At 37.8% G+C, this 22,874-nt stretch carries 18 protein-coding genes; 17 read left to right on the top strand and 1 reads right to left on the bottom strand.

Annotation, left to right across the window (positions count from 1 at the left end; all coding sequences use genetic code 11):
- Positions 1-127: 127 nt before the first annotated feature.
- The 8 genes from CRO00_RS00250 to CRO00_RS00285 all read left to right on the top strand — a co-directional run bounded on the left by CRO00_RS00250 (position 128) and on the right by CRO00_RS00285 (position 7,715).
- Entirely contained in the window at positions 128-1,330 is a 1,203-nt protein-coding gene (locus CRO00_RS00250) for an acyl-CoA dehydrogenase family protein (protein WP_202615595.1), read from the top strand.
- Between the two features lie 6 nt (positions 1,331-1,336).
- On the top strand, positions 1,337-2,212 hold the full coding sequence (locus CRO00_RS00255; protein ID WP_097071645.1) for a transporter substrate-binding domain-containing protein: 876 nt from the start codon (positions 1,337-1,339) through the stop codon (positions 2,210-2,212).
- 88 nt (positions 2,213-2,300) lie between these two features.
- Entirely contained in the window at positions 2,301-3,011 is a 711-nt protein-coding gene (locus tag CRO00_RS00260) for an amino acid ABC transporter permease (protein ID WP_097071646.1), read from the top strand.
- A gap of 13 nt (positions 3,012-3,024) precedes the next feature.
- The gene (locus CRO00_RS00265) at positions 3,025-3,741 is read left to right on the top strand and encodes an amino acid ABC transporter permease (protein ID WP_237658279.1); all 717 of its coding nucleotides are present in this window, start codon (positions 3,025-3,027) and stop codon (positions 3,739-3,741) included.
- Positions 3,742-3,753: 12 nt separating this feature from the next.
- Complete coding sequence (locus CRO00_RS00270) at positions 3,754-4,509, top strand: amino acid ABC transporter ATP-binding protein (protein ID WP_097071647.1); 756 nt, start codon at positions 3,754-3,756, stop codon at positions 4,507-4,509.
- Positions 4,510-4,689: 180 nt separating this feature from the next.
- Positions 4,690-5,676, top strand: coding sequence for a FecCD family ABC transporter permease (locus CRO00_RS00275; protein ID WP_097071648.1), 987 nt, complete (start codon positions 4,690-4,692; stop codon positions 5,674-5,676).
- A 12-nt stretch (positions 5,677-5,688) separates the two neighbouring features.
- Complete coding sequence (locus tag CRO00_RS00280; RefSeq protein ID WP_097071649.1) at positions 5,689-7,149, top strand: adenosylcobinamide amidohydrolase; 1,461 nt, start codon at positions 5,689-5,691, stop codon at positions 7,147-7,149.
- 5 nt (positions 7,150-7,154) lie between these two features.
- Positions 7,155-7,715 carry a cob(I)yrinic acid a,c-diamide adenosyltransferase gene (locus CRO00_RS00285; protein ID WP_097071650.1) on the top strand — a complete coding sequence of 187 codons (561 nt, stop codon included), beginning with the start codon at positions 7,155-7,157 and terminating at the stop codon, positions 7,713-7,715.
- Between the two features lie 284 nt (positions 7,716-7,999).
- On the opposite strand, the gene CRO00_RS00290 is transcribed toward CRO00_RS00285, so the two are convergent.
- Complete coding sequence (locus CRO00_RS00290; RefSeq protein ID WP_097071651.1) at positions 8,000-8,506, bottom strand: HXXEE domain-containing protein; 507 nt, start codon at positions 8,504-8,506, stop codon at positions 8,000-8,002.
- A 267-nt stretch (positions 8,507-8,773) separates the two neighbouring features.
- Here CRO00_RS00290 and CRO00_RS00295 point away from each other — a divergent pair, with 267 nt between their 5' ends.
- The 9 genes from CRO00_RS00295 (at position 8,774) to CRO00_RS00335 (ending at position 22,781) form a co-directional block, all read left to right on the top strand.
- Positions 8,774-10,939, top strand: a complete 2,166-nt coding sequence (locus CRO00_RS00295) for a (Fe-S)-binding protein (protein ID WP_097071652.1) — start codon at positions 8,774-8,776, stop codon at positions 10,937-10,939.
- A gap of 301 nt (positions 10,940-11,240) precedes the next feature.
- On the top strand, positions 11,241-12,434 hold the full coding sequence (locus tag CRO00_RS00300) for an acetyl-CoA C-acetyltransferase (protein ID WP_097071653.1): 1,194 nt from the start codon (positions 11,241-11,243) through the stop codon (positions 12,432-12,434).
- A gap of 42 nt (positions 12,435-12,476) precedes the next feature.
- Positions 12,477-13,331 carry a 3-hydroxybutyryl-CoA dehydrogenase gene (locus tag CRO00_RS00305; protein ID WP_097071654.1) on the top strand — a complete coding sequence of 285 codons (855 nt, stop codon included), beginning with the start codon at positions 12,477-12,479 and terminating at the stop codon, positions 13,329-13,331.
- 12 nt (positions 13,332-13,343) lie between these two features.
- Complete coding sequence (locus CRO00_RS00310; RefSeq protein WP_097071655.1) at positions 13,344-14,492, top strand: acyl-CoA dehydrogenase; 1,149 nt, start codon at positions 13,344-13,346, stop codon at positions 14,490-14,492.
- 51 nt (positions 14,493-14,543) lie between these two features.
- The gene (locus CRO00_RS00315) at positions 14,544-15,683 is read left to right on the top strand and encodes an acyl-CoA dehydrogenase (protein ID WP_097071656.1); all 1,140 of its coding nucleotides are present in this window, start codon (positions 14,544-14,546) and stop codon (positions 15,681-15,683) included.
- A complete protein-coding gene (locus CRO00_RS00320) occupies positions 15,684-16,322 on the top strand; it encodes a TetR/AcrR family transcriptional regulator (protein ID WP_097071657.1) in 639 nt (212 codons plus the stop codon). It begins immediately after the preceding gene.
- 118 nt (positions 16,323-16,440) lie between these two features.
- Positions 16,441-19,710, top strand: coding sequence for a fused isobutyryl-CoA mutase/GTPase IcmF (icmF, locus tag CRO00_RS00325; protein ID WP_097071658.1), 3,270 nt, complete (start codon positions 16,441-16,443; stop codon positions 19,708-19,710).
- A 516-nt stretch (positions 19,711-20,226) separates the two neighbouring features.
- Positions 20,227-20,811: a DNA-directed RNA polymerase subunit delta gene (gene rpoE / locus CRO00_RS00330; protein ID WP_097071659.1), complete on the top strand. Its 585-nt coding sequence runs from the start codon at positions 20,227-20,229 to the stop codon at positions 20,809-20,811.
- A 368-nt stretch (positions 20,812-21,179) separates the two neighbouring features.
- Positions 21,180-22,781, top strand: a complete 1,602-nt coding sequence (locus tag CRO00_RS00335; protein WP_097071660.1) for a CTP synthase — start codon at positions 21,180-21,182, stop codon at positions 22,779-22,781.
- Positions 22,782-22,874: the final 93 nt, after the last annotated feature.

Here is a 22,874-nt window from a genome sequence, read left to right on the forward strand (position 1 = left end):
TACCTATTGACTTATAAATAAACAAAAAGTAAAATCAATTTATCAATTAACCACCTTTTCTTAGTGGAGAAGTAGGGATTAAAAATAACCAAAAATCGAATAACATTTGAAAAGGAGGAAAATTATTGTGAAAGAATTATTTATTAAAACAGAACAACAACGTGTTTGGCTAGAAAAGCTCGCAACATTAGAAGAAACGTTTAAAAATAATGCGCAAGAAATCGATGAACAATCTAGATTTCCCCATGAACATATCAATGCATTACGTGACATTGGCTACACAAAACTAACTTTACCAAAGGAACTTGGTGGAGAAGGAATGAACGTCTATGAAGCTATTGCACTACAGGAAACGCTTGGAAGTTTTGACGGAAGCACAGCCCTTGCGACAGGATGGACACTCCTTACAGTGGGCGAACTATTCGAGAATAAATATTGGGATGCATCCAAATTAAGTGAGTTTGCGAAAAAAGTAGAACAAGGTGCCATTATTAACCGTGCTGTCAGCGAAGTAGCAACAGGCAGCCCAATTCGTGGCGGTCGTCCAGGAACTTCAGCAAAAAAATCAGATGGCAAGTGGATCATCAATGGTCGTAAAAGTTATACAACTGGCTCACCTGAACTTGATTACTTCCTAACGTCTGCATGGATTGAAGAAGAAGAAAAAATCGGTTTCTTCTTAATTCATAAAGATACAGAAGGGCTATCAATTGATGAAACTTGGGACGTTATTGCAATGCGCGGTACAGGAAGTCACGACTTAGTGTTAAACAATGTAGTTGTGGATGAATCAGATTTAGTCGAACTACCAAATTACAATACAGGTTTTAAATTGAATGGTTGGTTATTACTTGTTCCAGCTACATACTTAGGAATTGCTCAAGCAGCAAGAGATTACGCGCTTTCATTTGCTAACACACATTCGCCAAACAGTATTAAAGGAACAATCGCAACATTGCCTAACGTACAAAGTTTACTTGGTGAAATTGAATTAGAATTAGCAAACGCTCGATTTGCATTATATGGTGCAGCTCAAAGCTACGTAGAATCAAAACAAAAAGAAGCACAAGGTAACGAACTTTCAATAGAAGAAGGCACGGCGATTGTCAACGCAGTGAACATTGCGAAACATGTTGTAACAAATGCAGCACTTAAAGTAGTTGATAAAGCTATGCGCGTTGTAGGAGCGAAAAGTTTACAACGATCAAATCCACTACAACGTTACTATCGTGATGTGCGTGCAGGACTACATAATCCGCCAATGGATGACTTAACGATTAAAAAATTAGCAGAGTTTGCATTACAACAAAATGAGAATCAAGGGAGATAGAGAATAATGAAATTTAATAAATTATTAAAATTTGCTGCAGTTAGTTTAGCGTCTGTTTCAATTTTAGCAGCATGTGGTGGGAACGAAAGTGAAGAATCAACTTCAAACTCAGGATCTACTGATAGCCAAGAAGTTCGTAAAGTAAAAGTAGCATTCGACCAAGCAGGAAAACCTATGTCTTATATCGATGAAAATGGTAATCCAACTGGTTATGACGTTGAAGCTATGAAACTGATTGATGAATTATTACCAGAATACGAGTTTGAATATGTAGGAACTTCAAACGACGACTTATTACTTGGTGTTGAACAAGGGAAATATCACGTAGGGGTTAAAAATGCCTTCTGGACACAAGAACGTACGGAAAAATACGTGTTCCCACAAGAATTTATTGGATTAAGTAGTGCTGGATTAGTATTGAAAAAAGAAAATGAAAACATTAAAAACTTAAGTGACTTTGCAACAGCTGGTTTCACTTTAGCACCAATTGCAGCAAATAACGCGCAATACACTGTTATTGACGAATACAACAAAGCAAATCCAGATAACCCTGTGAAATTAAAAGCAGGTGAAGATTTCATTGTTGACGTTGTTCAATGGGTAAACGAGGGACGCGTTGATGGTGGTGTTATTATTGAAGGTCAATTTAAAGGTCAAGTTTTAGCTGAAGATGGTCCGTATTACAACTTAAAAGATGAAGTGGTTTATAACGAATTTGCTGTTATTAAAACATGGCCATTATTCAACAAAAAAGAGCAAGAATTTGCAGATGCATATGATGAAGCTGCTAAAAAAGTAAAAGAATCAGATCAATTACGTGAATTAAGCACTGAATTCTTTGGAAGAGACTTATTTGAAGTATTAGAACAAGTTGAACGCTAATTAAATTTCTAGGTAGGGCTGTTGGGCAGTCAAAATGCTCGAGAGCCCTTCCTTTATACCATAGAGGAAGGAAAGAGGGTGAACTTACTTGGAAAAATATTTTGATATTAATTATCTATGGGGTGCCATTCCACAACTAGCGCCATTTTTATGGATCACACTTGTTGTTGCTGCATTAGCTGTTATCTTCGGTTCTCTATTAGGGTTAGTGATAGCGGTCTTCAAGCTATCGAAAAGTAAAATATTACAATTCCTTGCAAATGTGTATATTACAATCATGCGTTGTACACCATCCGTAGTTTTACTATTCCTTGTTTACTATGGTGTTCCAGCATTTGCAGATTACTTTTTTGGAATTTACTTACAAGACGTCGAGACCGGAGTTTTTGTTGTCATAACATTTAGTTTACAATTTGCCGCAATGATGGCGGAAGTAATTCGATCTGCTTATCAAGCAATTGACAAAGGGCAATATGAAGCCGCTGTTAGTGTCGGGTTAACACCATTCCAAGCCTATCGACGAATTATTTTCCCACAAGCCTTTATTGTCGCATTACCAAACTTCGGGAATGGCTTAATCGCTGTTTTACAAGAAGGGGCACTCGCTTACACAATCGGTTTCATCGATATCGTTGGAAAAGCGAACTTAATTATTGCAAATAACTTCAATACTCATGCTTTTGAAATTTATATCGCATTAGCTGTATTCTATTGGATTCTTTCTGTTGCCATTGAAAAATTCTTTGGGTTGCTTGAAAAAATGTTTAGTAAAGGGCAACGTTCACTAAAAACTAGTTAAGGAGGCGTAAAACTTGGATTCTAGCTTTATCAACATAGAGTTTTTAATTGATACTTTTTTCGTCGCATTAAGCGGAGTACCAATTGCGCTTCTTGTAACGGTTGTGTCAATGGCCATCGCTCTGCCAATTGGTTTCTTTCTCGCATTAACAAGAATAAATGAAATACCAGTTTTAAACTGGTTTACGAAAGTGTATGTATCCTTCGTCCGTGGAACACCTGTTATTATTCAAATCTTTGTTTTATATAGCGTAATTCCATTAATTTTAACTGGAATTTTTGAAAAGTATAAAATTGATTACCCAATCTATGAAATCAATCCATTATGGTATGCATTTGTTATATTCTCGTTCAATACTGCAGCTATTTTAGTAGAAGTATTCCGCTCTGCATTAAAAACAGTGAATCAAGGTCAACTAGAAGCAGCATATTCGGTGGGGTTAACAACAGCGCAAAGCTATCGCCGAATTATTATTCCGCAAATGCTTGTAACGGCGATGCCAAACTTATGTACAGCTACCATCAACTTGATTAAAGCAACATCACTTGGATACGCGATTTCACTTCAAGAAATTACGTTAAAAGCGAAAGTTGCGGCAAATGTGGGCTACAACTATTTAGAAGCATACATTGATATTTTCATTGTTTACATGATTTTATGTATGATTGTAGAATACTTATTTAAATTATTCGAAAAACGTTTAAGTCGTTATAAATACGCCACTGCATAAGGGGGTCAGACAATGCTAGAAATTAAAAATATTCATAAATCGTTCGGTAAAAATGAAATATTAAAAGGTGTCGACCTGAAAATTGATAAAGGCGACGTGGTAGTTATTTTAGGCCCAAGTGGTTCAGGGAAAACAACACTTCTTCGTTGTATCAATTTTTTAGAAAGAGCAGATCAAGGGACGGCAAGCTTTGGAGAAATCAATGTAGATTTAAAAGGAGCTTCAAAAAAGGATGTTTTATCAATCCGTAAAAAAACAGCCTTTGTATTCCAAAACTATAATCTATTTAATAACAAAACAGCCTTAGAAAATGTAGCAGAAGGTTTAATTATCGGAAGAAAAATGCCGAAACAACAAGCCTACGAAATTTCAAAAAGTGCCCTCGACAAAGTAGGGTTATCAGAAAAATATGATTCATATCCAAGTCAGCTTTCTGGTGGCCAACAGCAACGTGTCGGTATTGCCCGCGCAGTCGCATTAAATCCAGATATTATTTTATTTGATGAACCAACATCTGCCTTAGACCCTGAGTTAGTTGGAGAAGTGCTTCAAGTAATGAAAGACATTGCAAAAGAAGGGACAACAATGCTCGTCGTAACACATGAGATGGGCTTTGCGAAAGATGTAGCAAATAAAGTGATCTTTATGGATGGTGGCGTCATTGTTGAGGAAGGTTCGCCTCATGACATTTTCGTTACACCAAAAGAAGAACGCACGCGCCGTTTCTTACGCCGTGTACTACCAGGTGAATATGAGTTCGAAATTTAATTGCAGTCCATTCGTGGGCTGTTTTTTTGTTCTTCGGGCAAATAAATAGTGCGGTTTAGCAAATAAGTTCGCATAAAAGGCAAATAACTCCGCCCAAAAAGCAAATAACTCAAGTAAATAAGCAAATAAAGTTCTATTAAGGTAGGATATAATAGATGTACATATTTGAGGTGGAGTCATGTGAATAAAACAATAATTATTGCTTATATATCCTCAATGGTTGCCTTGCTAGTTAGTATTTGGTTAGGGGTTTCGATTGGATCTGTAGACGTACCATTTTCAACACTGTGGGATGATACAAACGAAAGCCTGTATAATATACTGTGGACGATTCGCATGCCACGTGTTTTGTTAGCTGGCTTAGTTGGCGCATCCCTTGCCATTGCTGGAGCAGCTTTTCAAGGGCTACTAAAAAATCCATTAGCAGATCCTTATACATTAGGTGTTTCATCAGGCGCTTCAGTTGGAGCAGTAGCAACGATATTTTTTAGTATTTCTATTCCATTCATCAGTACCTTTACATTACCGATACTTGGAATGATTGGCGCGCTACTCACCATGGTGATTGTGTTAACCTTTGCTCGTCTTATCGATCGCTCAATGAAAATGGAAACATTAATTCTCACAGGTGTTATCTTCAGTTCGTTTCTAGGGTCATGTATTTCGTTGATGATTGCTTTAACGGGTGATCAGTTGCGCGAAATCATGGGTTGGCTTTTGGGAAGTGTATCTATGCGCGGATGGCCTTATGTTAAAATGATTGTTCCTTTTGTTGTCATTGGTTCAATTCTATTATGGCTGTATCGTCGGGAGCTTAATGCCATGATGTACGGAGATGAACGGGCAATGTCTCTAGGGGTTAATGTGAAGCGAAGTAAGTACGCGATATTAATAGGTGGCTCGATGTTAACAGGAGCAGCTGTTGCCGTTTCAGGGACAATTGGCTTTGTTGGATTAGTAGTTCCCCATATGACAAGAATGTTGTGGGGAGCAGATCATCGTCACCTACTACTATTATCCTTTTTAAATGGTGCAAGTCTGTTGATTATATGTGACTTAGTTTCCCGTACAATTATCGCACCAATTGAAATCCCAATTGGTGTCATAACGGCATTTATTGGTGCGCCAGTATTTTCGTATATCTTTTATAAACAACGTCGGAAGTAAGGGGGAGTCGGTTTGCTACAAGTAAAAAATATATGTGGAGGTTACGGCACAACCCCGATTCTTAAAGACATTTCCTTTCAAGTAGAGAAAGGAACATTTTTAGGCATTCTTGGTCCGAATGGTTGTGGGAAATCTACATTATTAAAAATAATTAGCGGTGTTCTAAAACCATCATTAGGCAAAATATTAATAGATGATAAAGAGTTGGCAACGTATTCAAATCGGGAATTAGCCAAAACAATGACAGTTCTCCCACAACTACATGGAGCTGCCTTTTCTAGCACCGTTCGAGAAACTGTATCAATTGGACGTTATCCGCATCAAAAGGGCTTTTTTTCCCAATGGTCCGAAGAAGACGAATATGCAGTAAATCAGGCAATGGTGCAAACAGGTGTGAAACGGTATGAAAATGCATATTTGGAAAACTTATCTGGTGGGGAACGTCAACGAGTCTTTATTGCACAAGCTTTAGCGCAAAGTTCGCAATTAATACTTCTTGATGAACCAACAAACCATTTAGACATTGCACACCAGCAACAAATTCTAGATATGATTCGAAAAGAAGTTACGGACAATGGATTAACCGTCGTTTCCGTACTTCACGACATTAATTTAGCCGCACTTTACTGCGATGAATTATTGCTCATGGAAAAGGGGCAAGTGCGCGCATTTGGGAAACCACATGAAGTACTATTAGAAAACCAAATTGCAGATGTTTATGGTGCTCAAATCTCTTTACAGGCACATCCAGAACAACCTAAACCACAAATTACGATTTTGCCTGAAATTCACGAACCATTGAAGGACGGGAAAATTACACTAAATCATATCCAAATCCAAGAAGAGTATGTTGAACTAAGATCACAATTTCCATTAAGGGTGTTGTCATCTGCCGTTCACAATGCGGGACTAGGATGGTATGAAAATTTCATCAATCGTACTGTAAAACCGGAGTACAACATTGAGAATGTACAGGAAGAATATACTCAATACTTATATAAGGCTGGCTTTTCACCGACAAATACGGTAGGAATGATGACGGCAGTAGAAGCAAGAAAAGCAATCATCAAACAATACGAAACTCCTTTTGGGGAAGTGTATGTAATCGTAACGGCTGGTATCGGTGGAGCAATCGATGTTTCAAAAACCTATGAACGGGAATTTCCAATAAGAATTGGTACCATTAATATATGGGTCATTATGAATGCAAAACTATCTGATGAAGCTTTTGTGCAGGCGATGATCACCGCAACCGAGGCAAAAACAAAGGCACTACAACATGAAAGGGTAATGGACTATCAAACAAATACAATTGCAACCGGGACACCAACAGATAGCTTACTCATTGCAGCAACGCAAACTGGGGATTATATGCAATATGGGGGACCAATTACACCAGTTGGGAAAATCGTTGGTCGCGGCGTATTTGAGGCAACGACTGAGGCAATTCGAAATTATCAGAAAGGGGAATGATGAGGTTGAAACTGTATACAAAAACTGGAGACAAAGGACAAACAAGTTTAATGGGGGGACGTGTAAGTAAAGATGACTTACGCGTTGAAGCTTATGGGACGATTGATGAATTAAATTCGTTCATTGGTAAAGCGGTAACAGAGCTAGATTCACAAAAGTTTAAAGATATTTTAGCTGACCTTGAAACAATTCAGCATGAGCTATTTGATTGTGGTGGAGATTTGGCAAATGTCATGAAAGAACGAAAATATAAATTACAAGAAGCATCAATTGAAGTGTTAGAAAAAAGAATTGATGCTTTAACCGATGAAGTGCCACCATTAAAACGATTTATTTTACCTGGAGGAACGCCTGCTGCTGCAACACTACACATTGCACGTACAGTAACACGCCGAGCTGAACGTCAGGTTGTATCATTAATGAATGAGGCAGAAGATGTACCAACAATTGTTCAAAAATATTTAAATCGATTATCAGATTACTTTTTTGCTGTAGCAAGAGCAGTGAATTTCAGATTAGGTGTAAGTGATGTTGAGTACATCCGTAGTGGTGATGTATTTAAATAAAAATTGATTCAAACAATCCTATTTAACGAGGGCACTGAAAAAGTCGATTTTAATAAATTTTTATAATAAAAATACGCTCAGATCTTTTAGGAAGTGGGATTCACGAAGACTCCTACGGGAACAGCTTGAGCTGAAGACCCCGCAGGAGCTTGCGACGAGGAGGCTGAAGCCAAGCCCGTGGAAAGCGAAGTGAATCCCACCTTCTATTTAGAAGCAAATAATTACTATAAATTTTTATCGGTATTTAGTTTTTCAGTGGCTTCTATTTAACGTAGGATTGTTTTTTATATGGCTTTCTTTCCAACCCAGTGAGCGAATAATACGACAGGGGCAATTAAAATAGTAAATGGTAAACAAAGGAAAATAGTTTTCCAATCAATAATATTATTAGATAATAGAGAGTGGTATAGGATGATGCTATATGGTATAAGAATCACGATTGATGTAATAACACCTGGTGTAATGGAGCGAAAAATAATAGCTTGCCCAATATGAGTAAAACTATGCAGAAAAAATACTAATGTTATAATAATAAACATATATAGATTATTAAATTGAATTGCTATAAAAGTTGAGCTTGAGACGAATAAAAACATAACGAGTACTGCTACTGCAAATTGAGCAGTTGTCATTGAAAATTGCTTCATCACTTGGTCTGCTTGGTGCTTCGGTAATACTTTATAAATTTTAGACGAATTGTTTTGCATCCATCTTTCAACCATAATAATTTCTTCAAAGTCATGGAAAATAAATGCAATGACAAATAACCAGATTAAAGTCTCTATTTCCATTTAATCACTCCCATCCTTATATTACCATTCTACGATACCTAAAGTGGATAATCCCTAATATTTAACCTCATGCAGAAAAAATTGCGCAATTCGAAGGTGAATTTTAATTGTTAGAAAAATTCGAACAATGCGTTGACTGAACGCTCATTCATAATTTACAATTGAAATACAAAATGAAATGATACAAATTCTAGTATCATATTTTTTAGTTCGCATAAATCCTATAAAACTATTTTCAGGGGATTAACTGTCAAAGGGGGAGAGTTAATGAGTCCATTATTAATTGCAAACTGGGTGTTCACTATTGCTGTTGTGTTGTATGCAATCGGATTATTCGCTTACTTATTAAAAACACGTGCAGCCTATGTAAAGCTAGGAAAGAAAGAGCAATTCAATGATAGTGTGAAAGAGCGACTTGAAAAAATTTGGGTCAATGTGTTTGGCCAATCCAAACTGTTAAAAGACAAAAAAAGCGGACTAATTCACGTTTTATTTTTCTACGGATTTTTACTTGTTCAGCTCGGTGCAATTGATTTCATTTGGAAAGGGCTAGCACCTGGTTCACATTTACCTTTAGGACCACTTTATGAAGTATTTACTTTATTTGAAGAAATTGTTGCTGTCGTTATTTTAGTAGCGGTTTTTGGTGCCTTTTACCGACGTTATATTGAAAAACTTGTTCGTCTTAAACGAGGATGGAAAAATGGACTTGTTTTACTATTTATCGGTGGATTAATGGTAACTACATTAATTGGAAATGGTATGGGCATTATTTGGCATGATCACGGCTTTACAGGAAGTGAACCGATTGCATCTGGTATTGCTGCCATTTTTGGTTTCCTATCAGCAGATGTGGCAACGGGTGTATTTTATGTTATGTGGTGGGCCCACTTACTTATTTTATTAACATTCCTAGTTTATGTGCCACAATCAAAGCACTTCCATCTGATTTCAGGTCCAGTAAACGTTTATTTCCATCGTTTAGATCGTGCTGGTACGCTTAGACCGATTAATTTCGAGGCAATGGAAGAGATGGAAGAAGAGGAAGAGCCATCGTTTGGTGTTGGCAAAATTACAGAATTCACGCAAAAGCAACTTCTTGACTTATATGCCTGTGTAGAATGTGGCCGCTGTACAAACATGTGTCCAGCAACAGGTACAGGCAAAATGCTCTCGCCAATGGATTTAATTGTGAAACTACGTGACCATTTAACAAATACAGGGGCGGTAGTGACAAAGCAAAAGCCGTGGGTACCAGCATTTGCATTTAATAATACAAAGGGTAACCAATTAGCAATGGCGGCTGGTGCAGAAGGAGCTGTCATTGAAGATATTTATAGCCCATCATTAATTGGCGATGTTATTACAGAAGAAGAAATTTGGGCTTGTACAACTTGCCGTAACTGTGAAGACCAATGCCCAGTAATGAATGAGCATGTGGATAAAATTATTGACCTTCGCCGCTATTTAACGATGACAGAAGGAAAAGTAAATAGCGATGCACAACGCGCGATGAACAATATCGAGCGCCAAGGAAATCCATGGGGGCTTAACCGTAAAGAAAAAGAAAATTGGCGCGATCTTGACCCAGAAGTAAACATTCCAACTGTTAAAGAAGCGAAAAAATCTGGTGAAGGTTTTGAGTATCTATTCTGGGTTGGTGCAATGGGTTCATTTGATAGCCGTTCACAAAAAATCGCTTTATCCTTCGCTCGCTTACTGAATGAAGCAGGAGTGAAATTTGCGATTCTTGGAAATAAAGAGAAAAACTCTGGTGACACACCACGTCGCTTAGGGAATGAATTTTTATTCCAAGAACTAGCAACTGGAAACATTGAAGAGTTCGAAAAAAATGAAGTGAAGAAAATCGTCACAATCGACCCTCATGCATACAATATCTTTAAAAACGAATATAAAGATTTTGGTTGGGAAGGCGAAGTATATCACCATACAGAGCTACTTTACGAATTGATTAACCAAGGTCGCTTAACGTTGAATCACCGAGTAGAAGAAACAATTGTATTCCATGATTCTTGTTATTTAGGGCGATATAACGATGTGTACGATGCACCACGCGAAATCTTAAAAGCCATTCCAGGTGTGAACCTTGTGGAAATGGAAAGAAACCGTGATACTGCAATGTGCTGTGGAGCAGGTGGTGGCTTAATGTGGATGGAAGAGCATGTCGGAAACCGTATTAACGTAGCACGTACGGAACAAGCATTAGCAACAAGTGCTTCTGTCATTTCATCTGGATGTCCATACTGCTTAACAATGTTATCAGATGGTACAAAAGCAAAAGAAGTAGAAGATCAAGTAGGTACATTTGATATTGCCGAATTGTTAGAGCGTTCAGTGTTTGGAGAAGTATTAGTGGAAGAAGCGGCTACTGAAGAAGAAGAACTTCCAACAGAAACTGCAATTACTGAATAAGGGAAAGGACTAAGTCGGTAAACTCGGCTTAGTCCTTTTAGTTCCAATTACTAACTCTTTACCACGATTGAAACAGGGAATTCACTTGAGGCTTTATCAAGTTTTAAAATAGTTTTCAAGAAATATAGAAGTCAGAAAAATAGGAATTGAATAAAAAAAGAAGTTTTTGTACAATGGATATAAGAAGAAATTGGGAGTTCTAAGGGCTCCCATTTTTACTGAAGTAGGATTGAGCGAGCGTTCGGTCAATGAAAAATAACAGCTTAGTTAATACTTAATATCACACAAAGGGGATGGAGATTTGAGTAAAACAGTTATTTTAGACGGAGCAAGAACACCATTTGGTAAATTTGGAGGTACGTTATCAAGCTTATCAGCAAGCGATCTTGGTGGGAAAGCAATTGCAGCAGCTTTAGAAAGAGCACAAATTAAGCCTGAAGAAGTGAATGAAGTGATTATGGGAACGGTCCTTCAAGCAGGGCAAGGTCAAATTCCTTCACGCCAAGCTGCAACAAAAGCGGGGATTCCGTACTCTGTCAAAACCGAAACAATTAATAAAGTTTGTGCTTCTGGTATGCGAAGTGTCACATTAGCTGATCAACTGATTCGACTTGGTGAAGAAGAAGTGATTGTTGCTGGTGGTATGGAGTCTATGTCAAATGCTCCTTACTATTTACCAAAAGGGCGTTGGGGTTTACGTATGGGGGATGCGCAGCTCATTGACGGGATGGTTTACGATGGTCTTTCTTGTGCTTTCGATCCAAATCATGTTCACATGGGGACATACGGCAATTCAACAGCAAATGAATTTAACTTAACTCGCCAAACTCAAGATGAATGGTCAGTAAGAAGTCACCAACTTGCGTTTAAAGCGATTGAAGAAGGAAAATTTGCGGAAGAAGTTGTTTCGGTGGAGATTAAAGGACGTAAAGGGGAAGTGGCATATGTCTTAGAAGACGAAGCACCTCGAAAAGACACTTCATTGGAAGCGTTATCAAAGTTGCGCCCTGCTTTCGACCGTGATGGAACCATTACTGCTGGAAATGCACCTGGTGTAAATGATGGCGCTTGTGCCCTTGTATTAATGAGTGAAGAAAAGGCACAGAAAGAAGGACGTACACCGCTCGCAACAATTTTAGGTCATGCAGAAGTAGGGGTTGAACCAAAAGACTTCCCACAAACTCCAGGGATTGTCATTAACGAATTATTAAAGAAAACTGGTAAAACGGTAGAAGATATAGACTTATTTGAAATTAATGAGGCCTTTGCAGCGGTTGCACTAGTAAGTAGCCAAATTGCAGGGCTAGATTCAGAGAAAGTAAATGTTAACGGTGGAGCAGTTGCACTAGGACATCCAATTGGTGCATCTGGCGCAAGAATCATTTTAACCCTTGCGTATGAATTACGACGTCGCGGTGGTGGTATTGGTATTGCTGCAATCTGTTCAGGTGGTGGTCAAGGGGATGCCATCATGATTGAAGTACCGAAAAATTAAGATTTTGAAATGTCACAGTTCAAACAAAATGGGGGATTATATATGACAATTCAAAAAGTGATGGTCGTTGGGGCAGGGCAAATGGGATCTGGCATTGCCCAAGTTTGTGCACAAGCAGGCTTTGACGTAACACTCAATGATATAAAAGAAGAATTTATTCAAAGAGGTTTAGGAGTTATTACGAAAAATCTTTCTCGAGATGTAGAAAAGGGGCGTAAATCTGAGGAAGAAAAGCAAGCAATTTTAAACCGAATTACGACTTCTACTGATTTAAAGGATGCTTATAATGCGGACATTATCATTGAAGCAGCCACTGAAAATATGGATATAAAGCAATCTATTTTTAGAGAGTTAGATGCAATTGCACCGAAACATGCGATTCTTGCATCAAATACATCATCATTACCAATTACAGAGATTGCAGCAGTAACTGAACGACCTGAGCAAGTGATTGGAATGCACTTTATGAATCCGGTACCAGTAATGAAACTAGTTGAGATTATTCGAGGTCTTGCAACGGCAGATGAGGTATATAAAGCTGTTGAAGAAATGACCGTTAAATTAAGTAAAACACCGGTCGAAGTGAATGATTTCCCAGGTTTTATTTCAAATCGTATTCTCCTTCCGATGATTAATGAAGCAATCTATGCGTTATATGAAGGGGTAGCAACAAAAGAAGCAATTGATGATGTAATGAAGCTAGGCATGAATCATCCAATGGGTCCTTTAACATTAGCTGACTTTATCGGGTTAGATACGTGTTTATACATTATGGAAATCTTGCACGAAGGTTTAGGAGATAGCAAATACCGACCATGTCCACTTCTTCGTAAATATGTAGCAGCAGGATGGTTAGGCAAAAAGACTGGAAGAGGCTTTTATGTTTACGAAGATTAAGGAGCGATTTGCATGAATCTCAACTTCACAGAAGAACAGGCAATGGTACGCGACATGGTTCGTCAGTTTGCAGAAAGTGAAATTGCGCCATTTGTTGAAAAAATGGAAGAAGGACAGTTTCCACGAGACATTTTAAAAAAAATGGGCGAACTTGGCTTAATGGGGATGACAACACCTGAAAGCTTAGGTGGCTCGGGGATGGACTTTACTTCCTATATACTCGCTATTAATGAGATTTCTAGAGTAAGTGCAACAGTTGGCGTTATTTTATCTGTTCATACATCAGTAGGAACGAACCCCATTTTGTATTTTGGAACAGAAGAACAAAAGAAAAAATATGTTCCGAAACTAGCGAGTGGCGAGTATTTAGGGGCGTTTTGTTTAACAGAGCCTGAAGCCGGTTCTGATGCAGGGGCATTAAAAACGAGAGCAGTGAAAAAAGAAGACCATTATGTTTTAAACGGTTCAAAGGTGTTCATTACAAATGGTGGTGAAGCAGATGTTTACATCGTTTTTGCCTCCACATCTCCTGAAAAAGGGTCAAAAGGAATTTCGGCATTTATTGTAGATAAAGATACGCCGGGACTCGTAATTGGTAAAAACGAACATAAAATGGGGCTTCATGGCTCGAAAACAGTACAGCTAACTTTCGAAAATATGAAAGTACCTTTGGAAAACTTATTAGGCACAGAGGATGCAGGGTTCAAAATTGCATTAGCAAACCTTAATGCTGGTCGTATCGGCATTGCAGCTCAAGCTCTTGGTATTGCAGAAGCTTCTCTTAACGCAGCAACAAAATATGCAAAAGAGAGAGTTCAATTTGGCAAACCAATAGTAGAAAACCAAGGTGTTGGATTTAAATTAGCAGATATGGCAACAAACGTTGAAGCCGCTAGACTACTAGTGTATCGAGCAGCAGATATGCAATCCCGTGGAATCCCAATCACAAAAGAAGCATCTATGGCAAAACTATTTGCCTCCCGCACAGCTGTAGAAGTGTCAACAGAAGCCATTCAAATCTTTGGTGGCTATGGCTATACAAAGGAATATCCTGTTGAACGCTACTTTAGAGATGCAAAAGTAACTGAAATATACGAAGGTACAAGTGAAATCCAAAAAATCGTAATAACAAAAGCGTACCCGGTACAAAAACAATTCTGAATTTTCGGAATTGTTTAGGTACCCGGTACGGGACATTGAGGGGGATGGAAAATGAATTTTCAACTATCAGAGGAACATGAGCAATTGAGAGAAATGATTCGTGATTTTGCTATAAATGAAGTGGCGCCATCTGCAGCTGAGCGTGATGAAAATGAAACATTCGATATGGAAATTTGGAACAAGATGGCTGAATTAGGGCTAACAGGGATTCCGTGGCCTGAAGAATATGGTGGAGCAGGATTTGATTATTTAGCTTACTGTATCGCAGTAGAAGAACTTTCTCGTGTTTGTGCTTCAACGGGGGTAACACTTTCTGCTCATACTTCACTAGCGGGTTGGCCCGTTTATAAATTTGGCACAGAAGAACAAAAGCAAAAATTTTTACGTCCAATGGCAGAAGGAAAGAAAATCGGGGCGTACTGCTTAACAGAGCCAGGTTCAGGAAGTGATGCAGGGGGAATGAAAACCACTGCAAAATTAGACGGCGATGAATATATCCTAAATGGCTCCAAAATCTTCATTACAAATGGAGGAATAGCAGACATTTATATCGTATTTGCCGTAACAGATCCTGAGTCTAAACATAAAGGAACAAGTGCATTTATTGTTGATTCAAGCTTTCCAGGCTTTGGCGTAGGGAAAAAAGAGAAAAAAATGGGAATCAGATCTTCGCCAACAACTGAAATTATTTTTGATAATTGTCGTGTTCCAAAAGAAAACCTTCTTGGAAGTGAAGGAGAAGGGTTCAAAATCGCGATGCAAACATTGGACGGTGGGCGTAACGGAATTGCCGCTCAGGCAGTAGGTATTGCGCAAGGTGCTTTAGATGCAGCGATTGACTATTCAAAGCAACGTGTTCAATTTGGTAAACCAATTGTTGCAAACCAAGGAGTTGCTTTCAAACTTGCAGATATGGCGACAGCAATTGAAGCTTCAAGATTATTAACCTATCAAGCTGCTTGGCTAGAGTCGAATAGTTTACCATACGGAAAAGCATCTGCCATGGCGAAATTAATGGCGGGTGATACGGCAATGTCTGTTACAACAGATGCAGTACAAATCTTTGGTGGCTACGGCTACACGAAAGAATACCCGGTAGAACGTTACATGCGCGATGCAAAAATTACACAAATTTACGAAGGTACGCAAGAGATACAGCGCCTAGTAATCTCGCGTATGTTAACGAAATAAATGCCTGAAAATGAAGAAAAAATTTTAGTTCAAACTAACGTGAAAGATGAAAGTCTCATTGAAATAAGGCGCAATCAAATTGTCAGTGGTGCTGTCAAATTATTTAGAGAAAAAGGTTTTCATCGAGCAACAACGAGGGAAATTGCAAAAGCTGCTGGATTTAGCATCGGCACTTTATACGAATATATTCGTACAAAAGAAGATGTGCTCTACTTAGTGTCTGACAACATCTATGATCAAGTGTTTCAGCGACTTTCTACAATTTCTACAAGTAAAGGCACGTTAGAGGAATTAAAATTAGCAATCAAACAATACTTTTCACTCATTGATAGTATGAAAGACGAATTTACGATTATGTACCAAGAAACAAAATCACTTCCAAAAGATAAGCAACATTATATATTTCAAAAAGAATTGGAAATGGTATCACTCTTCGAAAAAATTATTACTAATTGTGTTCAATCAGGTGAACTGAAAATAGCATCAAAACAAGAAATCTATTTGGCAGCAAATTTACTTGTAGTCCAAGGGCAAGCGTGGGCGTTTCGTAAATGGGCACTACAAAAACATTTCACGATAGAAGAATATACAAGAGCACAAACAAAAATGTGCTTGTCAGGATTATTGCATTTTGAGTGAGGGGGGAACATCGCTAAAGAGCATACGTACATTTGCGTTGCATTTTGGCGGTGTTTTTCGTTTCATATAAAATCTTAGTGGGAATAGTAGGATTTGTTCATTGAAAGGGGTATCTCGTATGGTGAAAGTAGATGAAAAGAAACAACAATCCAATGTTTACAAACCACAACATCACGTTCGTTTTGTCACAGCTTCAAGTTTATTTGACGGGCACGATGTATCGGTTAATATTATGCGTCGTATTTTACAAGCAAGCGGTGCTGAAGTCATTCATTTAGGCCATAATCGCTCTGTTGAAGAAGTAGTGAATGCAGCTATTCAAGAAGATGCACAGGCAATTGCTGTCTCTTCCTACCAAGGCGGGCATATGGAATACTTTAAATATATGTATGATCTGTTACTAGAAAAAGGGGCACCACATATTAAAATCTATGGTGGTGGAGGTGGGGTAATCCTTCCGCGTGAAATTGATGAATTACATGAATACGGGATCGCAGGCATTTTCTCACCAGAAGACGGAATGAAACTAGGGCTTCAAGGAATGATCAACAAGCAGTTAGAAGGTGCAGATTTTACAACTTTAAAGGGGAACTACTTAGAAAAATTAAAACATCTATCAACGGAAACTCCTGAAATTTTAGCAAATCTCATTACAGCTGTTGAAATTGGTGGAGATGGTGAAATCACCTACTTACTTGAAGCAGCTCGCAAAATATCAAAAAATACCCCTGTATTGGGAATTACAGGAACGGGTGGAGCAGGTAAATCATCATTAACCGATGAATTAATTCGTCGTTTCTTACGCGAGTTTCCTGAGAAAAAGGTAGCCATTATTTCAGTAGACCCAACAAAACAAAAAACAGGTGGCGCACTGCTTGGGGATCGAATCCGAATGAATGCGATTTTCAATAACCGCGTTTATATGAGAAGTTTAGCAACACGAGGTTCGAAAACAGAATTATCCTCAGCAACTGGGGATGTTTTGGATATTGTAAAAGCTGCAGGATACGACCTTATCATTGTGGAAACAAGTGGGATTGGTCAAGGGGATGCAGAAATAACAAAATATACAGATCTTTCTATGTATGTAATGACAAGCGAGTTTGGTGCACCAACGCAGCTTGAAAAAATTGACATGATTGACTATGCAGACTTAATCGCCATCAATAAATTTGAACGAAAAGGTTCTGAAGATGCACTTCGCCAGGTTCAAAAACAATATCAACGCTCACATGAATTATGGACAGAAGAACTAGATAAAATGCCGGTGTATGGAACAATTGCGAGCCAATTTAATGACAAAGGAACAAATTCATTGTTTGCTGCACTTGTTGCAAAAATTAACGAGAAGTTCGACTTTTCTTGGAAGACATCTTATGAGCAGTTTGTTCAAACACAAAAGCAAGATGTTATTATTCCGAACGACCGCCGCTACTATTTGCGTGAAATTGTGGATACCGTTCGTAATTATCACAAACATGCAGCACATCAAGTAGAACTAGCTAGAAAACTATATCAACTAGAAGGTGCCATTTCACAAGTTAAGCAAAGCTCACCAGAAGATGCTTTGTTACAATCTTTACAATCTCTAGCAGATAGTGTGAAAAATGAATTAACTGCAGAGTCTCAGCGTATTTTAAATAATTGGGAAAAAATAAAAGAAGCATATTCAGGGGATGAATTTGTTACAAAAGTACGAGATAAAGAAATTCGTACAATTTTGAAAACAACATCCTTATCAGGGACAAAAATTCCAAAAGTCGTCCTTCCGAAATATAAAGATTACGGCGAAATTTTACGATGGGTTTATGCCGAAAATGTACCAGGAGAGTTTCCGTATACAGCTGGCGTATTTCCATTTAAACGACAAGGGGAAGATCCGAAACGACAATTTGCTGGAGAAGGCACACCTGAGCGAACGAATAAAAGGTTCCATTACTTGTCAAAGGATGATGATGCAAAACGTCTATCAACGGCCTTTGACTCTGTAACGTTATACGGAGAAGACCCTGATTATCGTCCAGATATTTACGGAAAAGTTGGGGAGTCAGGTGTTAGTGTCTGCACCCTTGAAGATATGAAAAAGTTATATGATGGATTTGATTTATGTTCACCATCCACTTCTGTTTCCATGACAATCAATGGACCTGCACCAATTATTTTAGCGATGTTTTTAAATACAGCAATCGATCAACAAGTAAAATTACGTGAAGAAGAATTAGGTCGTACACTTACTGTTGAGGAATTTACTCAAGTACGCGAGCAAACATTGCAAGTGGTGCGCGGAACTGTTCAGGCAGATATTTTAAAAGAAGATCAAGGTCAAAATACGTGCATCTTCTCTACTGAATTTGCTCTTCGAATGATGGGGGATATTCAATCTTATTTTATCGACCATAAAGTACGAAATTATTATTCTGTTTCAATTTCCGGCTATCATATTGCAGAGGCTGGAGCAAACCCAATTTCGCAATTAGCCTTTACATTGTCAAATGGATTTACTTACGTGGAGTATTATTTAAGTCGTGGTATGAAAATTGATGATTTCGCACCAAATCTATCATTCTTCTTCTCAAACGGCCTAGACCCAGAATATACAGTGATTGGTCGTGTGGCTCGTCGTATTTGGGCAATTGTAATGCGCGATAAGTACGGAGCAAATGAACGTTCTCAAAAATTGAAATACCATATCCAAACATCTGGGCGCTCGCTACATGCACAAGAAATCGACTTTAACGATATTCGCACAACTTTGCAGGCATTAATGGCTTTACAAGATAATTGTAATTCTCTTCATACAAACGCCTATGACGAAGCGATTACAACGCCAACAGAGGAATCTGTTCGCCGCGCAATGGCCATTCAAATGATTATTACAAAGGAACATGGGTTATCGAAAAATGAAAATCCACTACAAGGTTCCTTCATTGTTGAGGAATTAACGGATTTAGTAGAGCAAGCGGTTTTAGAAGAGTTTGAACGGATTAATGATCGTGGGGGTGTGCTAGGTGCAATGGAAACACAATATCAGCGCGGTAAAATCCAAGAAGAATCCATGCACTATGAACATTTAAAACATACTGGTGAATTACCAATCGTTGGGGTCAATACTTACTTGAATCCAAACCCACCTTCAGCAGATGAAATTAATAATATGGAAATCGCTCGAGCTACAAAAGAAGAGAAAGAATTGCAAATTAACAATTTACAGGAATTCCAAAAACGTAATGAAGCACACGGCCTTGCAGCTTTAGAAAAATTAAAACAAACAGCCCTTTCTGGAGGGAATATTTTTGCCGAATTAATGGAAACGGTCAAAGTTGCGAGTCTTGGACAAATTACACGAGCGTTATATGAAGTTGGAGGGCAATATAGAAGAAATATGTAAATACTATTAGTTTATGGCGCTTGCAAATGATAATATTTCAGTTGTGCAAGCGCTAATTTTTTTATATGATGATTTTCTTATATTACTAAATTCGCTATTTTAGTAAATAATTTACTCCCCTAATAAATATTTTACTGAAATTATAATTTTGAGCGGATTGTGGAAGGTTGTTTAGTAGCAATTTTTAGTATTTTTATCTAAATTTTAGCTATAATGTATTGTACAGAAAGGAAGGATTGCTTTAAATGAAACAATATTATCATTACATCATTATACTTTCATGTTTACTTGCAACTTTCTTTTTGTATAATAAACAATTAGGTTCCATACCGTTACTCATATTATCAGGCTTTTTATTTTACTTAGGTATCAAAGAGGCTTATAAAATAAAAAACAGCAAATGAAACTAGCATAGTGTATAGTACTTTGTATATAATGGATATTATGCTTAAGATATGTAGAATCGCAAAATAAACTTAACGCGAAATTGTATTGATAGAAAGGACGTGCACGAAGTTGAATATTCGTGAATTAACAAAAGAACAATTAGCAGAAGAATCGTTAATTGACTTAGCCTACGCAGTTTTAGAAGAGAGAAAATCACCGATCGCATTCCATGACTTACTTAAAGAAATCCAAACTTTAAACGGTCTTTCAGATGATGAAATCCAAGCACGCCTTGTACAGTTTTATACTGATATGAATATTGATGGACGTTTCCTTTTAAACCATGAAAACGGATGGGGACTACGTGAATGGTATAAAGTTGAAACAATTGAAGAAGAAACAGCTCCAACAGTTAAAGCTCGTAAACGTAAATCAAAAGCAGTGGATGATGAAGATGAAGAGTTAATTGTTGATGAAGACGATTTAGTATTCGAGGAAGACTTCGAAGAGTTTGTTGACGTAGAAGAAATCGACGAATTAGACGACGAAGAAGAAGAAGAAGATTTAGACTTCGTTGAGGAAGAAATTGATGATATTGATGATGTGGATGCAGACATTGACGATGAAATCATTGATGACGAAGAAGGATTTATTATCGAAGACGATGATGAGGAAGTAGAAGATTTAGAAGAAGAAGAGGAAGAAGAAAAGTAAAGTAACATAAGAATTGTCTCGATGGGCAAAATAGGACGATTCCTACAGTTGGGTCGGAGTGATTGAGCCGCCTTCGCTTTTCATAATTTTTATTTAAGGACTTGACTTCTCTTATCTTTCAATATACTCTTTTACTTGGGCTCCTTAAAAAAGGAGATTGACCGTGATAAATTCACGCTCCCTCTGCCATAGTGCAGATGGAGCGTTTTTTATTTTGAATAAGAAAGTAGAATAGAACCTTAAAAACGTATAGGTTTAAATATCCGGTGGAATGTTTTTAAAGAGATATAATTTTTGATTGAATACCACGGATATGTTCTAGCTTTTAAAAAAATAGCAATAAGTTGTATTGAGGAGGAAAATTTGCAATGACAAAGTATATTTTTGTAACAGGTGGAGTAGTTTCTTCACTTGGAAAAGGGATCGTCGCTTCATCTCTAGGACGATTATTAAAAAATCGCGGATTACAAGTAACCATTCAAAAATTTGACCCATATTTAAATATAGATCCAGGTACAATGAGTCCATACCAACATGGTGAAGTATTCGTAACCGATGATGGTGCAGAAGCGGACTTAGACTTAGGACATTACGAACGCTTTATTGATATCAACTTAGGGAAACATTCTACTGTAACTTCAGGTCGTGTTTATAAATCTGTTTTAGCAAAAGAACGCCGTGGAGACTATAACGGTAAGACAGTGCAAGTTATTCCTCATGTGACAAATGAAATTAAAGACCGCATTCAACGTGCAGGCCGTGAAACAAACGCAGATATCGTAATTACAGAAGTCGGCGGTACAGTTGGGGATATCGAATCTCTTCCATTCCTCGAGGCTATTCGTCAAATGAAATCTGACCTTGGCCACAATAATGTAATGTACGTTCACTGTACTCTAATTCCTTATATTGCAGCAGCTGGTGAATTAAAAACAAAACCAACACAACACTCTGTTAAAGAATTGCGCTCATTAGGTATTCAGCCAAACATTATCGTAGTACGAACAGAACAACCTGTTTCTCAAGAAATGCGTGAAAAATTAGCTTTATTCTGTGACGTAACGGCTCGTGATATTATTGAATCTCGTGATGCAGAACATTTATATGAAATTCCATTAAATTTACATGCTCAAGATTTTGATGATATCGTTTTAGATCATTTCCGTATTGAAGCTCCTGAAGCAGACATGTCTGATTGGAAAGAGCTTGTTCATAAAGTGAAAAACCTACAAAATAAAACTCGTATTGCATTAGTAGGGAAATATGTTGAACTTCAAGATGCTTATATTTCAGTAGTTGAAGCATTAAAACACGCTGGATATGCTTTTGATTCAGAAATTGAAGTAGATTGGATTAATGCAGAACACGTCAATGCAGAAAATGTAGGCGAATTATTAAAAGATGCAGCTGGTATTTTAGTTCCTGGTGGTTTCGGAGATCGCGGTATTGAAGGCAAAATTGCGGCAATTCAATATGCTCGTGAAAACGACGTACCTTTCTTAGGAATTTGTTTAGGAATGCAATTAGCAACTATCGAATTTGCTCGTAACGTTCTAGGACTTGAAGGAGCTCACTCTACTGAATTAAATAAAGAAACACCTTACCCAATTATCGACTTCTTACCAGATCAAAGTGATGAGGTTGATTTAGGTGGTACTTTACGTTTAGGGTTATACCCATGTAAATTAAAAGAAGGTTCTCGTGCGATGGCTGCTTATGACGACGAATTAGTTTATGAACGTCACCGCCACCGTTATGAATTCAACAACGAATACCGTGAAGCGATGGAAGCGGAAGGTCTTGTATTCTCTGGTACAAGCCCTGATAATCGTTTAGTAGAAATTATCGAGTTACCGGAGAAAAAGTTCTATGTGGCTTGTCAATTCCACCCAGAGTTTATTTCCCGTCCGCAACGCCCACAACCATTATTCCGTGAATTTGTAGGTGCAGCGTTTAACAATAGTAAATAAAATACACTAAAAAAGGACTATCTCTTTTGGAGATGGTCCTTTTTTGTGTTAAATATATATTCTCACTTAACCTAAATTTAACTTTATTCATGT

Source organism: Ureibacillus xyleni, assembly GCF_900217795.1.
Classification (GTDB): Bacteria; Bacillota; Bacilli; order Bacillales_A; family Planococcaceae; genus Ureibacillus; species Ureibacillus xyleni.

What these genes read in the sequence shown, in the direction of transcription:
- CRO00_RS00255 (WP_097071645.1), top strand. Translation starts at nt 1,337, where the DNA reads ATGAAATTTAATAAATTATTAAAATTTGCTGCAGTTAGTTTAGCGTCT.
- CRO00_RS00270 (WP_097071647.1), top strand. Translation starts at nt 3,754, where the DNA reads ATGCTAGAAATTAAAAATATTCATAAATCGTTCGGTAAAAATGAAATA.
- CRO00_RS00290 (WP_097071651.1), bottom strand. Translation starts at nt 8,506, where the DNA reads ATGGAAATAGAGACTTTAATCTGGTTATTTGTCATTGCATTTATTTTC.
- CRO00_RS00295 (WP_097071652.1), top strand. Translation starts at nt 8,774, where the DNA reads ATGAGTCCATTATTAATTGCAAACTGGGTGTTCACTATTGCTGTTGTG.
- CRO00_RS00305 (WP_097071654.1), top strand. Translation starts at nt 12,477, where the DNA reads ATGACAATTCAAAAAGTGATGGTCGTTGGGGCAGGGCAAATGGGATCT.
- CRO00_RS00310 (WP_097071655.1), top strand. Translation starts at nt 13,344, where the DNA reads ATGAATCTCAACTTCACAGAAGAACAGGCAATGGTACGCGACATGGTT.
- CRO00_RS00315 (WP_097071656.1), top strand. Translation starts at nt 14,544, where the DNA reads ATGAATTTTCAACTATCAGAGGAACATGAGCAATTGAGAGAAATGATT.
- CRO00_RS00320 (WP_097071657.1), top strand. Translation starts at nt 15,684, where the DNA reads ATGCCTGAAAATGAAGAAAAAATTTTAGTTCAAACTAACGTGAAAGAT.
- icmF (WP_097071658.1), top strand. Translation starts at nt 16,441, where the DNA reads ATGGTGAAAGTAGATGAAAAGAAACAACAATCCAATGTTTACAAACCA.
- CRO00_RS00335 (WP_097071660.1), top strand. Translation starts at nt 21,180, where the DNA reads ATGACAAAGTATATTTTTGTAACAGGTGGAGTAGTTTCTTCACTTGGA.